The organism is Paraburkholderia sp. GAS206C, assembly GCF_050435645.1.
GTDB classification, from domain to species: Bacteria; Pseudomonadota; Gammaproteobacteria; order Burkholderiales; family Burkholderiaceae; genus Paraburkholderia; species Paraburkholderia phenazinium_B.
The window spans coordinates 533,241-545,817 of sequence record NZ_JBNDKR010000003.1 but is presented as its reverse complement, the minus strand read 5'-3'; the positions used below and the strand labels follow the sequence as shown (position 1 = coordinate 545,817).

11 protein-coding genes are annotated in these 12,577 nt (G+C 63.9%); 7 read left to right on the top strand and 4 right to left on the bottom strand.

Going from position 1 to position 12,577, the window contains the following annotated elements; genetic code table 11:
• Positions 1-134: 134 nt before the first annotated feature.
• The 3 genes from poxB to P3T20_RS10805 all read right to left on the bottom strand — a co-directional run bounded on the left by poxB (position 135) and on the right by P3T20_RS10805 (position 4,801).
• On the bottom strand, positions 135-1,859 hold the full coding sequence (gene poxB / locus P3T20_RS10815; RefSeq protein ID WP_429286866.1) for a ubiquinone-dependent pyruvate dehydrogenase: 1,725 nt from the start codon (positions 1,857-1,859) through the stop codon (positions 135-137).
• 143 nt (positions 1,860-2,002) lie between these two features.
• Positions 2,003-3,247 (bottom strand): MFS transporter, encoded by a 1,245-nt coding sequence (locus P3T20_RS10810; RefSeq protein ID WP_429286865.1) that lies wholly within the window; start codon positions 3,245-3,247, stop codon positions 2,003-2,005.
• A 123-nt stretch (positions 3,248-3,370) separates the two neighbouring features.
• A complete protein-coding gene (locus P3T20_RS10805; RefSeq protein ID WP_074263574.1) occupies positions 3,371-4,801 on the bottom strand; it encodes a PLP-dependent aminotransferase family protein in 1,431 nt (476 codons plus the stop codon).
• 210 nt (positions 4,802-5,011) lie between these two features.
• On the opposite strand from P3T20_RS10805, the gene P3T20_RS10800 reads away from it, so the two are divergent.
• The 6 genes from P3T20_RS10800 to P3T20_RS10775 all read left to right on the top strand — a co-directional run bounded on the left by P3T20_RS10800 (position 5,012) and on the right by P3T20_RS10775 (position 10,419).
• Positions 5,012-6,151 carry a mandelate racemase/muconate lactonizing enzyme family protein gene (locus P3T20_RS10800; RefSeq protein ID WP_074263573.1) on the top strand — a complete coding sequence of 380 codons (1,140 nt, stop codon included), beginning with the start codon at positions 5,012-5,014 and terminating at the stop codon, positions 6,149-6,151.
• A gap of 101 nt (positions 6,152-6,252) precedes the next feature.
• Positions 6,253-7,293, top strand: a complete 1,041-nt coding sequence (locus tag P3T20_RS10795) for an ABC transporter substrate-binding protein (protein WP_074263572.1) — start codon at positions 6,253-6,255, stop codon at positions 7,291-7,293.
• Positions 7,294-7,373: 80 nt separating this feature from the next.
• Positions 7,374-8,360: an ABC transporter permease gene (locus P3T20_RS10790; RefSeq protein WP_074263571.1), complete on the top strand. Its 987-nt coding sequence runs from the start codon at positions 7,374-7,376 to the stop codon at positions 8,358-8,360.
• A gap of 36 nt (positions 8,361-8,396) precedes the next feature.
• Positions 8,397-9,218 (top strand): quaternary amine ABC transporter ATP-binding protein, encoded by an 822-nt coding sequence (locus tag P3T20_RS10785; protein ID WP_074263570.1) that lies wholly within the window; start codon positions 8,397-8,399, stop codon positions 9,216-9,218.
• Between the two features lie 118 nt (positions 9,219-9,336).
• The gene (locus tag P3T20_RS10780; protein ID WP_074265944.1) at positions 9,337-10,041 is read left to right on the top strand and encodes a pseudouridine synthase; all 705 of its coding nucleotides are present in this window, start codon (positions 9,337-9,339) and stop codon (positions 10,039-10,041) included.
• Positions 10,042-10,230: 189 nt separating this feature from the next.
• Positions 10,231-10,419, top strand: a complete 189-nt coding sequence (locus tag P3T20_RS10775; RefSeq protein WP_074263569.1) for a hypothetical protein — start codon at positions 10,231-10,233, stop codon at positions 10,417-10,419.
• On the opposite strand, the gene P3T20_RS10770 is transcribed toward P3T20_RS10775, so the two are convergent.
• The gene (locus P3T20_RS10770; protein WP_074263568.1) at positions 10,412-11,419 is read right to left on the bottom strand and encodes an NAD-binding protein; all 1,008 of its coding nucleotides are present in this window, start codon (positions 11,417-11,419) and stop codon (positions 10,412-10,414) included. The two genes, P3T20_RS10775 and P3T20_RS10770, sit on opposite strands and share 8 nt — an antisense overlap.
• 67 nt (positions 11,420-11,486) lie before the next feature.
• Here P3T20_RS10770 and P3T20_RS10765 point away from each other — a divergent pair, with 67 nt between their 5' ends.
• Positions 11,487-12,518 carry a CDP-6-deoxy-delta-3,4-glucoseen reductase gene (locus P3T20_RS10765; protein ID WP_074263567.1) on the top strand — a complete coding sequence of 344 codons (1,032 nt, stop codon included), beginning with the start codon at positions 11,487-11,489 and terminating at the stop codon, positions 12,516-12,518.
• Positions 12,519-12,577: the final 59 nt, after the last annotated feature.

Genomic DNA, 12,577 nt, shown 5'->3' with positions numbered 1-12,577 from the left:
GCCAGATTCATGGTCTCGCCTGGAAAAGCCAAAGATTTTAGCCTGTCCGATGTGACCGGGCACTGGGACCAACCCGCGACATGGGACGAACCCGCGACGCGCGACGCAGAAGCAGCAGACCGTTGCCGATATTGCTAGCGCAGATTCGTATTCGCCAGTTCCACCACCTCATCGCCACGCCCGTTGAGCACCGCACGCAACATATACAGACTGAAGCCCTTGGCCTGCGCCCACTGGATCTTCGGCGGCATGGCGAGTTCGTGCTTTGCCGTGACGACGTCGATCACCGCCGGGCCGGGATGCGCGAACGCGTCACGCAAGGCGTCGCCAATTGCTTCGGAATCCTCCACACGTATGCTATAGATGCCAGCACCTTTCGCAATAGCGGCGAAATCGGTGGCACTGAGGTCCGTGCCGCTATCGAGGTAACCGCCAGCCTTCATCTCCATGGCCACGAAGCCCAGCGAACTGTTGTTGTACACGATCACCTTGATCGGCAGATCGAGTTGTCGTGCCGTCAGCAGATCGCCGAGCAGCATCGAGAGGCCGCCGTCGCCCGATAGCGAGATCACCTGCCGATCCGGCTGCGCGGCTTTGGCGCCGAGCGCCTGCGGCATGGCGTTCGCCATCGAGCCGTGATTGAACGAGCCGTGCAGGGTGCGCTTGCCGTTCATCGTCAAATAGCGGGCGGCCCACAGGGTCGGCGTGCCGACGTCGACGGTGAACACCGCATCCTCGTCGGCGATCTCATCGACGATGCTCGTCAGATATTGCGGATGAATGGGCTTGCCGGGATCGGATGGCCTCGCGAGATCGTCGAGGGTGAGCCGCGCCGCGAAGTAATGGGTGCGGGCCCGTTCGATAAAGTCGCGATCGGTCTTGCGGGTGAGCTTCGGCAACAGCGCTTGCAGGGTAGGCTTGATGTCGCCGACTAAACCCATCTTCAATGGCGTACGTTTGCCGAGCGCGCTACCCCGGCGATCGATCTGCACCACATTGCCATGCGACGGATAAAAGTTGCGATACGGAAAATCCGTGCCGAGCATGACAAGCGTATCGGACGACATCATGGCGTAGTAGCCCGAGCTAAAACCGATCAGGCCCGTCATACCGACATCGTACGGATTATCCCATTCGACGTACTGTTTGCCGCGCAACGCATGGACGGTCGGCGCGCCGAGCGCGTCGGCCAGTGCGACCACTTCGTCGTGCGCCCCTGCGCAACCGCTGCCGCACAACAGCGTGACGCCTTCGGCCTGGTTCAGCAGCTCGGCGAGTCTGTCTATATCCGCAGCGGCAGGCAACAGCGTGGCAGGCTCCAACGTGCCCGCCCATGCCGGCACTTCGTCGGGCGCCTCGCCGAGCGCCACATCGCCGGGCAAAACGATCACGGCCACGCCCTGCTGTTCGATCGCCGTGTGCATCGCGGTGGCCAGAACGCGTGGGAACTGCGACGGGTTCGTCACGAGTTCGACGTAGTGACTGCACTCCTTGAAGAGTTCCTGCGGATGAGTCTCCTGAAAGTAACCGAGGCCAATTTCCGATGACGGAATATGCGCCGCGATGGCGAGCACAGGTTGATGGTTGCGATGGCAGTCGTACAGGCCGTTGATCAGATGCAGATTGCCGGGACCGCAACTGCCGGCGCAGACCGCGAGCTTGCCGGTAGCGGCGGCATCGGCACCTGCAGCGAAGGCGGCGACTTCTTCGTGGCGGGTGTGCATCCAGCGGATCGAACCTAGGCGGTAGAGGCTGTCGGACAGGCCATTCAGGCTGTCGCCGGTCACGCCCCAGATACGTTCGACTCCAGCCGCGTGAAGCGTTTTTGCCAGGAAGTCTGCAATAGTCTGTTTGCTCATGCTCTGCTCCGCCAAAGAAGAGAGAAGTGCACGCGGATGTCACGAATTGACGTTGTCGCTCCGTGACATCGCATGGGCTGGGTGACGCAACTGACAGGATAGCTGTCGTGGGCGGATCGTGCAGCCAATCGCCCAACCGACAGTCACGCCGCTGCCCCGTCGGGAGCCGCTTCTAGCCGCGCCGCTGGCGACCCCACGATGATCAGCGCCTGCGCCAGAAACGCAACGGCTGCCATTACCAGACACGCCTCCATACCCCAATGCCCGCTGACCGCGGCACCCAGCAACGCGCCGAGCGGTCGTGCGCCATAGGTCGCCGTGCTGTTGATCGCCGAGACACGTCCCATCATTCCATCAGGCGTGATGGCCTGGCGCAAGGTCGTCGAGCCGACCACCCAGAGAATCGGCCCCACACCGAGCAGAAAGAAGCTTGGCATTGCCAACCAGAACGATGGTACGGCCAGCGTTGCCACCATCACCAGAGAAGCGAGCAGTCCGCAAAAAGGACCAATCGTCAGCACGCGCCCGAATCTGAGCCGCTGCGCGATCGACGGCGCTGCCAGTGCCCCACACACCATGCCGACGCCATACGCGCCGAGCGTTACGCCCACAGCCGACGCCGTCAGCCCAAGCCGGTGCACCGCGTACGGCACATACACCGCCTGCAGCATGAAGAAGCCGAGATTGAAAAACACGGCCGTGGCGATCATCGGACGCAGCAAGGCGTCACGCAGCACGAAGCGGGTACCGTCGCGCAGTTCACGCAGGAAGTGGCGCTGCCCGGTCAGTGTACGCGGCGGTTCACTCAACCCCGCTAGCAATGCGACCGCCAACGCCGAGAGGCCGGCCGCGCAGCCGTACGCCCAGCCCGCGCCGATCCAGCCCACCAGCATGCCGCCGAGCGCAGGTCCTGCGGAATACGCAACGCTGCGTGCCAGTTCGAGCCGCCCATTCGCGGCTGCGAACGACTCGCGCGACACCAGCGACGGCACTAACGATGGTGCCGCTACGTTATACGCCACCGTGCCGGTCGCGCCGAGACACCCGAGCGCAGCTAGCCAGGCCAACGTCAATTCATGCGAGATCACCAGTAACAGCACGCTCAGCATGGCGATCACGCGCATGCCTTCGGCGAGCGCCATCAGGGTCCGGCGCGAGCGACGATCGGCCCACACGCCGAGCGGAATCGACAGCAACAGGAAAGGCAAGGTCTGGGCGGTCTGCAGCAAACCTGTTTCACGCGCGCTCGCGCCGAGCGCGAACACGGCAACGAGCGGCGCGGCAGCGAGGCTGATCTGCTCGGCTGACTGCGCAACGAGATTCGACCACGCAAGCCGCTGGAATGCGGCGGGTAGTCTGATGGCGGGTTGGGAGAACGGGACACGCATCGATAACCTCCGGTTTCAATGAGGTCATCGTCGCGGTTTGTGCCTGAAGGTACGCTCCGCTTCTTGCGCTGTTATTCGTGTAACGTAACTACTGGTCCGGGCCCATCCGCTACCGCCTGACCCTCATGGCGCGTACGAGGACGCCATCCCACTCTCAAGCCCGTGATCGAGCGTAGTGCGAATAATCGACAACCCGCGCAGCAGCGCGTCGCGCGAAGTAGCGCCTGTCATGCAAACCCGAATCGCATGCGGCGCCGCGTTACGCCCAATCACAAAACTGTCGGCAGTCTTAACCAGCACGCCCTCGTGCCGCAACGCCGCCGCAAACTCCGCGGCACGCCACGGTTCGGGCAACGGCAGCCACAGATGCGAACTCGTCGCCGCATGCCGGTAGGCGACCCCCTCGAGCACTTCGTTCGCCACCTCGTGCTGCGTTTCGATATGCGCGCGCTGCAAGCCATTCAACCGCTCCATCTCGCCGTTTTCAATCCAGCGCGACACCACTTCGGCCATCAACGGCGCGGTCATCCAGCAGTCGCTGCGAATCACCGCCGCGATCTTCGAACACCACGCAGGCGGCGCTTGCAGATAGCCCACCCGCAACCCGGGCGCCACTGACTTCGACAGGCCCGCGATCAAAAACGATTGATCTGGCAGACGCGTCGAAAGTGGTTCAGGCGGCGCCTCGAGCAACATCGCCGGCACCAGGTCTTCGATCAGCAGCACGCCGTGCCGCTGCAAGATATCGGCGACGGCATCGCGCCGCTCGCTCGACATCGTCGCAGTGGTCGGATTGTGGATGGTGGGTACGCAAAAAATCGCGCGCGGGTGCAGCGACTTGCACGCCAGTTCGAGGGCGGCGGGCACAAGACCCTCGGAGTCGATTTCGACGCCGACGAGGTGCAGCCGCAGTTGCCGCGCCAACGCAATGATCCCAGGATAGCTGACCACTTCGGCCAGCACGGTATCGCCCGGCCGGGCGACCGCGCGCAACACCGACGCAAGTGCATGCTGTGCGCCTTGCGTGACCAGCACGCGCGACGCGCTCGCCGGACTGCCGGCGCGCCCCAGGCATGCCGCACCCGCCAGCCGATGCCGCATCGAGCCTGCTTCGGGCGCGTATTGCAGCAGCTCGGCGGCAAGGCGTTCGTCGTTGGCAATTTCGCGCAGCGTCACGCATAGCGCTGTTGCTTCGCCCGTCGATTGCGGCACGTTCTGCCCGAGATCGATCAAGGCCGGCGCGGGTGGCATCCCAGGACGCAGCGCGCCGCGCGGTGTCGTGCCCGACGACATCTCACGAGCTCGCGCCTGCGCCACATATGTGCCATCACCGACGCGCGCATTCGCCAGCCCCTGCCGCTCCAGCTCGGCATAGGCGCGGCTGATCGTGCCGGTGGTGACGTGCAATTCGCTGGCGAGCGAGCGGTGCGGCGGCAGCTTTTCGCCCGCTGGTAGCTGGCCGTTGAGGATGGCCTGCGCGAAAGCTCGCGCAATGACCTGATATTTTGGATCGCTACCCGCTTCGATCCTGGGCAGCCACGCGTTCATCGCCATAGCGACGGTCTCCTTCCTGTTCCCTTCCCACCGGCATCAAGGCCATGGGTGTCATTCGCATCATACGCATTCAATCGCACGGCATTGCATGCAGTCATTTACTTTAATTGAAGCGATTGAGTTGCTCGTGCCACCTCCATAGCATGACGTCATTCCTAATCCAATCGTGCCGCCTCATGCGGCATTGCGGCATTCGTCCCAGGAACGCCCATGAGTTTTGAGACACCTCGCATTAGCCGGATTGAGATCACGCACCACCAGCTGGAGCTCGATCCGCCGTTCCCCGCTTCCTGGGATAGCCAGCCGCGGCGCAAATTTCCCGCGACCATCGTGCGTGTCCATGACGACGCGGGTCACGTGGGCATCGGCTCCGGCGATGCGATGTACGGCTTCGCGGACTACCAGCACCTGTTCGTCGGCACCGATCCGCTCGCCCTCGGGCGTCATAGCGCCGTGCTGGACAACATCGGCTTTCATGCGGGACGCCCGTGGCCGCTCGATATCGCGCTATGGGATCTGGCCGGCAAGATTCGCGGCGAACCCTGCTGGAAGATGATGGGCGGCCGCAGCAACCGGATCCGCGCCTACGCTTCGGGCGGCGTGCACCGGCATCCGGACGACATGGCGAAGATGGCGCTGCAGGTCGCCGAACGCGGTTTCCCGGCGCTGAAAATCCGCTTCGGCCGTCCAAGCCTCGCCGACGATTTCGAAGCGCTCGCTGCAGTACGCGATGCGGTAGGCGACCGTCTTGAACTGATGGTGGACTGCAACCAGGGCTGGCGCATGCCGTGGGACACAGCGGCACCCTGGACGGTGAACGAAGCGCTCGAAGTCGCCCGCGAGCTCGAAAAACACGGCGTCTACTGGATGGAAGAGCCGCTGCATCGCGGCGACTACGACGGCCATGTCGAACTGCGCCGCAGCACCGGCATCCGCATCGCCGGTGGCGAGATGACCCGCGAGCGCTACGAGTTCGATCAACTGCTCGCACGCGATTGCCTCGACGTGTTTCAACCCGACGTCGCTTGTTCACTCGGCATGGAAGGCCTGCGCAAGCTCGCGCAAGCCGTCGAAGCGCGCGGCAAGGTGTTCACGCCGCACACATGGGGCAACGGTATCGGACTCGCTGCCAATCTTCATCTGACGGCGGGCGCTGCGTCGGCGCCTTTCATCGAGTTTCCCTACGACCCGCCGGAATGGTCGATCGAGCGTCGCGATTTCATGCTGACGCAACCTATCGACGTCGACAGCGAAGGCTGGCTCACGCTCTCCGACGAACCGGGTCTCGGTCTCACGCTCGACGAGGCCGTGCTCGCCGCAACGCAAAGCTCTCGAAGTACCTACGCCTGACGCCTCTGCCGAGGCACAAACTAAAAACCGACGCAACTACGTTGCATGGGACCGGAGTAAGCGCTGAAGCGCCAACTCCGGTCGACATTGGAGACAAAACAATGCTGATGAAAACCTGGATACGCACAGCCTGCGTGGCACTCGCCGCAGGCGCCCTCTTCCCGGCCGCCGCGCACGCGGGCACCTGGTGCTCGAGTGGCAAGACCGTACGCTTTGCGGGCGTCACCTGGGAAAGCGGTTCGTTCACCTCGGAAGTGCTGCGCTATATCGCCGAGAAAGGCTACGGCTGCAAGACGGATACCGTACCGGGCAGCACCGCCGCGACCGAAACGGCCCTCGCGCGTAATGATCTGCAGGTCTGGGGCGAACAGTGGACGGGCCGCTCGGAGATCATCGCCAAGGGCGTCGCGGACGGTCAGGTCAAGCTGATCGGCGACACGCTGCCGGGCGGCACCAACGAAGGCTGGTACGTGCCGGAATACGTCGTCAAGGGCGACCCGGCACGCGGCATCAAACCGGTCGCACCGAACCTGACCTCGGTCGCCGATCTGCCGAAATACAAGGATCTCTTCGAGGACGACGAAGAACCGGGCAAGGGCCGCTTCCTGAATTGTCCGGCCGGCTGGGACTGCGAACGCGTGAACACGCGTCTGCTGAAAGTGCTCAAGCTCGACGACAGCTACACGAACTTCCGCCCAGGCACCGGTGCGGCGCTCGACGCGGCCATCTCGTCCGCGTATCAGCGTGGCAAGCCGATCCTGTTCTACTACTGGGAACCGGCAGCGCTGATGGCCAAATATAAGTTCGTGCAACTGAAGATGCCGCCGTTCAACGCCGATTGCTGGAAGACGCTGCGTGCCGATACCAGCACCTCGCAGTGCGCGTCGTCGTATCTGGTGTCGCATCTGAAGGTCGGTGTGTCGACGCCGTTCTATCAAGCCGAGCCTGAAATGATGGCGGCCTTTGGCAAGGTCAGCTTCTCGATGGACTTCCTGAACCAGACCATCCTCGAGATGACCAGCAAGAAGATCGACGGTCCGACGATGGCCAGGCAGTTCCTCCACGACCATCCGGAGATGTGGAAACCGTGGGTCCCGAACGACGTGGCCCAGAAAGTCCAGGCCTCGCTCACAGGCGCCTGATTCTCCGACGAAGTCACGACGCTTTGCGCTGAACGGCTGACGCACTGCGCCACCCGTTCACGCGCATCGGAGGTTTGATCATGCATTCGTTTTTTCTGCATCTGTCGATCGCCGACTGGGTGAACGATGTCGTTCAGGCGTTCGTCACCGCGCACGGTGACAGCTTCCACAACTTCAGCATCGCACTGCTGCGCTATCTGCTGGTGCCGCTCGAAGGCGCGCTGAGGGCTACGCCGGCGTGGCTGATCCTGCTCGCGGTCGGCGCGATCACGTGGAATGCGACGCGGCGTCTGCCGATTGCTGCGTTCTTCGTACTACTGCTTTATGCAATCGGCTGCTTCGGGCTGTGGGACAAGCTGATGGAGACGCTCGCGCTGATGCTGGTGGCGACCGTGCTGTCGGTGGTGCTCGGTGTGCCGCTTGGCATCTTCACGTCGCGCAGTGCGCTGCTAAGGCGGGTTCTGCTGCCCGTGCTCGACATCATGCAGACGCTGCCGAGCTTCGTGTACCTGATCCCCGTGCTGATGCTGTTCGGCCTTGGCAAGGTGCCGGCGATTCTCGCCACCATCATTTACGCGCTGCCGCCGCTGATCCGTCTGACCGATCTCGGCATCCGTCACGTGGATTCCGATGTGGTCGAGGCCGCCCGCGCCTTTGGCACCACGCGCTGGCAATTGCTGGTCAATGTGCAGTTGCCGCTCGCGCGGCCGAGCATCATGGCCGGCATCAACCAGACGACGATGATGGCGCTGTCGATGGTGGTGATCGCCTCGATGATCGGCGCACGCGGACTCGGCGAGGACGTGCTGGCGGGCATCCAGACGCTCGATGTCGGCAAGGGCACGCAGGCGGGTATTGCAATCGTGATTCTGGCGATCGTGATCGACCGTATCAGCCAGGGTTATGGACAGGACCGCCGCACGCGGCGACTGCTGGCGCTGCGCCGCAGGGCGAGGGCGGTGTCGCGGGTGCCGTACAAGGCCGCGGCAACCGAAGCCGGTACGGACAGCGCAGATGACCACGGCGAAGCGGCTCAGAGCGGGCTCGAAACCCGTACGGCGAAGTAGTCGTCAGGACAGCACGACGGTACGAAGGAGACAGACATGGCAGCGATAGAAGTAAAGCACGTGTACAAGCTGTTCGGCCCCGATACCAGCCACGCGCGCGTGCTCGACCTGCTCAGGAGCGGCAAGGGCAAGGCCGACGTGCTCGCGCAGACTGGGTGCAACGTCGGCCTGAACGATGTGAGCCTGAACATCGGCTCGGGCGAGATCTACGTGATCATGGGCCTCTCGGGCTCCGGCAAGTCGACGCTCGTGCGTCACTTCAACCGGCTGATCGAACCGACCGCGGGCGAGATCGTGATCGACGGCTCGGACGTCATCAAGCTCAACCCGCAGGGCTTGCGCGAGTTGCGCCGTTACAAGGTCAGCATGGTGTTCCAGAACTTCGGCCTGCTGCCGCACCAGACCGTGCTCGACAACACCGCCTACGCGCTGCGCACACGTGGCGAGGGCAAAGCCCACGCCAACGAGAAGGCGCGCACGTGGCTCGGCAAGGTGGGCCTCGACGGCTACGGCGAGCACTATCCCGACGAACTCTCGGGCGGCATGCGTCAGCGCGTGGGCCTCGCCCGGGCGCTTGCCGCCGACACCGACGTGCTGCTGATGGACGAAGCGTTCTCCGCGCTCGATCCGCTGATCCGCACCGAAATGCAGGACCAGTTGCTGCAGTTGCAGGCGACGCTGAACAAGACCATCGTGTTCATCACACACGATCTAGACGAGGCGCTGCGCATCGGGAACCGCATCGCGATCCTGCGTGACGGCACGCTGGTGCAGGAAGGCACGCCCGACGAGATCCTCACGCGCCCGGCCGACGATTATGTGCGGCGTTTCGTGGAGCGGCGCGCAGGCGTGCAGTAAAGGTAAAGCTGTCGCTCAGGGTAGCGACGGGCGACGGGTAGAATGCACGCGAATATACGCGAGGCGGCGGACCACACGGTCTGCCGCCAGCATGTCGCCCTGCCGTTCTCTCGTCCTCATGAATCTCGAAAGCGTTCTCTTCACCCAGGGTTTCGGTTCACGACGTCAATGCCGCACGCTGATCGCCGACGGCCGCGTGACGATCGACGGTGCTGTACAAGCCGATCCCGATGCCGATGTCTCAACCGAAGCGCTCACCTTCAGCGTCGACGGCGTCGCCTGGCCGTATCGCGAGCATGCTTACCTGCTGCTCAACAAACCCGCCGGCTACGAATGCTCGCGCGAGCCGCAGCATCATCTGAGCGTGTTCAACCTGCTGCCGCCGCAATTCGCCGAGCGCGGCGTGCAATGCGTCGGCCGGCTCGATCAGGACACGACCGGCCTGCTGCTCCTCTCCGACGACGGCAAGTTCGTGCATGCCTTCACCTCGCCCAAACGCAAGGTGCCCAAGGTCTACCTTGCGACCACGCGCCATCCGCTCGACGAGGCGCAACTCAGCGCGCTGCGCGAGGGTGTGCTGCTGCATGGAGAGCCTAAACCGATTGCCGCCGTCGCCGCGAACGCGCGCAGCGAGCACGCACTCGAACTGACCGTGCTCGAAGGCAAGTACCACCAGGTCAAGCGCATGGTCGCCGCGGCCGGCAATCGCGTCGAGGCGTTGCATCGCGAACGGATTGGCGGCCTCGGCTTGCCCGCGACGCTGGCAGCCGGCGCATGGCAATGGCTCGACGACGCCGACCTCGGATCTTTACGGAGCGGGTAAACAGGTAATCGCGAGCCAATCGCACGGTCCTGGGCCGCAAAGCCCCGTGGCATCGGGCACCCTGCGCGTGCTGGCGCACACACGGCCATCGATGCCGCCCCTTTTGCGCTGCGTCGCAGCATGCCCTTCTGAAAAAGTCGCTCTATACTCGATTAAACAACGACTACAAAGGTTTCAGGGAGGTGTGCCATGGTCATCAACTCTTCATTCGAGATGCCGGCCGCGCTGTTTGGTTTGATTTGTATCGCGGCGGTCCTGGTCGCCGCTGTGCTGGTCGTGATACGCCTGCGGCACAAGTATCATCCAAGCCTCATCGGCGCTTTGATCGGCGCGGTATTGTGCTTCCTGCTGCTCGAAGCACTACCGGCTCTCACCTGAGCCGCAGAAAATCCGCGACCGTCGGATAGCGCAGTTGCACGCGCAACTCGCGCTTCATCCGCTCGTTCACAAGACGCCGCGATTCACGCATGAACGACAGCAGCATCGGCTCGATCTGGCTTTCGGCCTGCGCACGTGTAATGCGCGGTGCGCGCTCGAATCCGTATGCGTCGGCCACCAGATCGAAATACTCGCCCATTTTCAAGGTCGTATCGTCCGACGCGTGGATCACCCGTCCGCGCCGCCCGAGTCTCGTCATGCGCACCAGAATCGCGGCGAGATCGTCGGCGTGGATATGGTTGGTGTAGACGTCATCGGCATCCACCAGCGCGGGCGTGCGCTTTTCGAGCCGCACCAGCGGCAGTCGATCGCCCGCATAGATCCCGGGAATGCGCGCGATGCTCGCGGCGAACGTGCCGCGGGCAGTGGCTCGCCGCAATTGCCACTCAGCGGAGACACGCCGTTTCGCACGCGCGTTGGCCGGTCGCACCGTGCGCGTTTCGTCGATCAGCGCGCCGCCACAATCGCCGTACACCCCGGTCGTGCTGGCGTAAACGATACGCACGGGTGGCCGCGCAGCGGCGGAGCGCCCTACCCCGTCGGGTACAATATCGGCTGCTTCCCGCTCCATCCATGCACCGCGAAGATGGCGCAGACGCGCTACCGGCGCCACGGCACTCCGTGCGGGCCGGATGCGGCGCGCGCTCAGGGCGCCAAGCAATGCGCGCGTGCGGCGGTCGTCGTCGCCGGTTTTTTGCGGCGGGGCCAGATGCAGCACGGTCGGCGCGAGGCCCGCGAGCCGCTTCAGACTGCGGCGGCTGTCGAGATCGCCGATGATTGGCGTCACGCCCGCTGCGCGCAATTCGGCGCCACGGGCCGGCTGGGTGGTCAGCGCAAACACATGCGCGCGTGGCTGCAAGAGCGCGACGCAACGCATGCCGACATCGCCGCAGCCCACAATGAGCACGCGCGGGCGGCGCAAGTTTCGTGTGGCTTTCATGGTGGACGCATTGTAGCCGTCAAGGGCGGCTCGCACCGATTACCGACTCTCAGAACTCGAACACGCTATGGCATTTAATGTAACGCTCCGGCAAAGCGGCCGGCAGTTTCAGGTAGAACCCGATGAACCCGTGCTGATCGCGGCTCTGCGCCAGGGCATCGGCCTGCCGTACGGCTGCAAGAACGGCGCCTGCGGCTCCTGCAAAGGCACCGTGGTCAGCGGCGAAGTCGAACAGCGCCAGCATTCTTCGTCGGCGCTCTCGAACGACGAAAAGACCCGCGGCATGGCGCTCTTCTGCTGCGCCACACCGTGCACCGATCTCGAGATCGACATCCGCGAAGTCGCCGGTGTCGGCGACGTGCAGGTCAAGAAGCTGCCGTGCCGCGTGAACGCCATCGAGCGCAAGGCCGACGACGTCGTCGTGCTGAAGCTGCAGCTGCCGGCCAACGAGCGTCTGCAATACCTCGCCGGCCAGTACCTCGAATTCATCCTGAAGGACGGCAAGCGCCGCAGCTACTCGATGGCGAATGCGCCGCACGTGGAAGGCCCGATCGAACTGCATATCCGCCATATGCCCGGCGGCGCGTTCACCGATCACGTCTTTACCGCCATGAAAGAGCGCGACATCCTGCGCTTCGAGGCGCCGCTCGGCACCTTCTTCCTGCGTGAAGATTCGGCCAAGCCGATCGTGCTGCTCGCCTCCGGCACCGGCTTTGCACCGCTGAAGGCGATCGTCGAACACGCGGTCTTCAAGAACCTCGACCGGCCCATGACGCTGTACTGGGGCGCGCGCCGCAAGAAAGACCTGTACCTGCTGGAGCTGGCCGAGCAATGGGCGCGTGAGATCCCGAACTTCAAGTTCGTGCCCGTCCTCTCCGAGCCGGACCCGAGCGACGCGTGGACGGGCCGCACTGGCTTCGTTCATCGCAGCGTCATCGAAGACCTGCCAGACTTGTCGGGTTATCAGGTGTACGCCTGCGGCGCACCGGTGATGGTCGAATCGGCGCAGCGCGATTTCACGCAGCACCACGGCCTGCCGGAAGACGAGTTTTATGCGGATTCCTTCACGAGCGCAGCCGACCTCGCGAACCCGGTTTAACCAGCGAACGTAGCTCGGCGAACCCTCGCCCGTAGTAACTCCGAGGCGGGTTTGCCGTC

Excerpts from the sequence above, each read along its gene's own strand:
- P3T20_RS10765 (WP_074263567.1), top strand. The coding sequence starts at position 11,487 with ATGGCATTTAATGTAACGCTCCGGCAAAGCGGCCGGCAGTTTCAGGTA.
- P3T20_RS10805 (WP_074263574.1), bottom strand. The coding sequence starts at position 4,801 with ATGGCGATGAACGCGTGGCTGCCCAGGATCGAAGCGGGTAGCGATCCA.
- P3T20_RS10800 (WP_074263573.1), top strand. The coding sequence starts at position 5,012 with ATGAGTTTTGAGACACCTCGCATTAGCCGGATTGAGATCACGCACCAC.
- P3T20_RS10795 (WP_074263572.1), top strand. The coding sequence starts at position 6,253 with ATGCTGATGAAAACCTGGATACGCACAGCCTGCGTGGCACTCGCCGCA.
- P3T20_RS10780 (WP_074265944.1), top strand. The coding sequence starts at position 9,337 with ATGAATCTCGAAAGCGTTCTCTTCACCCAGGGTTTCGGTTCACGACGT.
- P3T20_RS10790 (WP_074263571.1), top strand. The coding sequence starts at position 7,374 with ATGCATTCGTTTTTTCTGCATCTGTCGATCGCCGACTGGGTGAACGAT.
- P3T20_RS10770 (WP_074263568.1), bottom strand. The coding sequence starts at position 11,419 with ATGAAAGCCACACGAAACTTGCGCCGCCCGCGCGTGCTCATTGTGGGC.
- P3T20_RS10775 (WP_074263569.1), top strand. The coding sequence starts at position 10,231 with ATGGTCATCAACTCTTCATTCGAGATGCCGGCCGCGCTGTTTGGTTTG.
- P3T20_RS10810 (WP_429286865.1), bottom strand. The coding sequence starts at position 3,247 with ATGCGTGTCCCGTTCTCCCAACCCGCCATCAGACTACCCGCCGCATTC.
- P3T20_RS10785 (WP_074263570.1), top strand. The coding sequence starts at position 8,397 with ATGGCAGCGATAGAAGTAAAGCACGTGTACAAGCTGTTCGGCCCCGAT.
- poxB (WP_429286866.1), bottom strand. The coding sequence starts at position 1,859 with ATGAGCAAACAGACTATTGCAGACTTCCTGGCAAAAACGCTTCACGCG.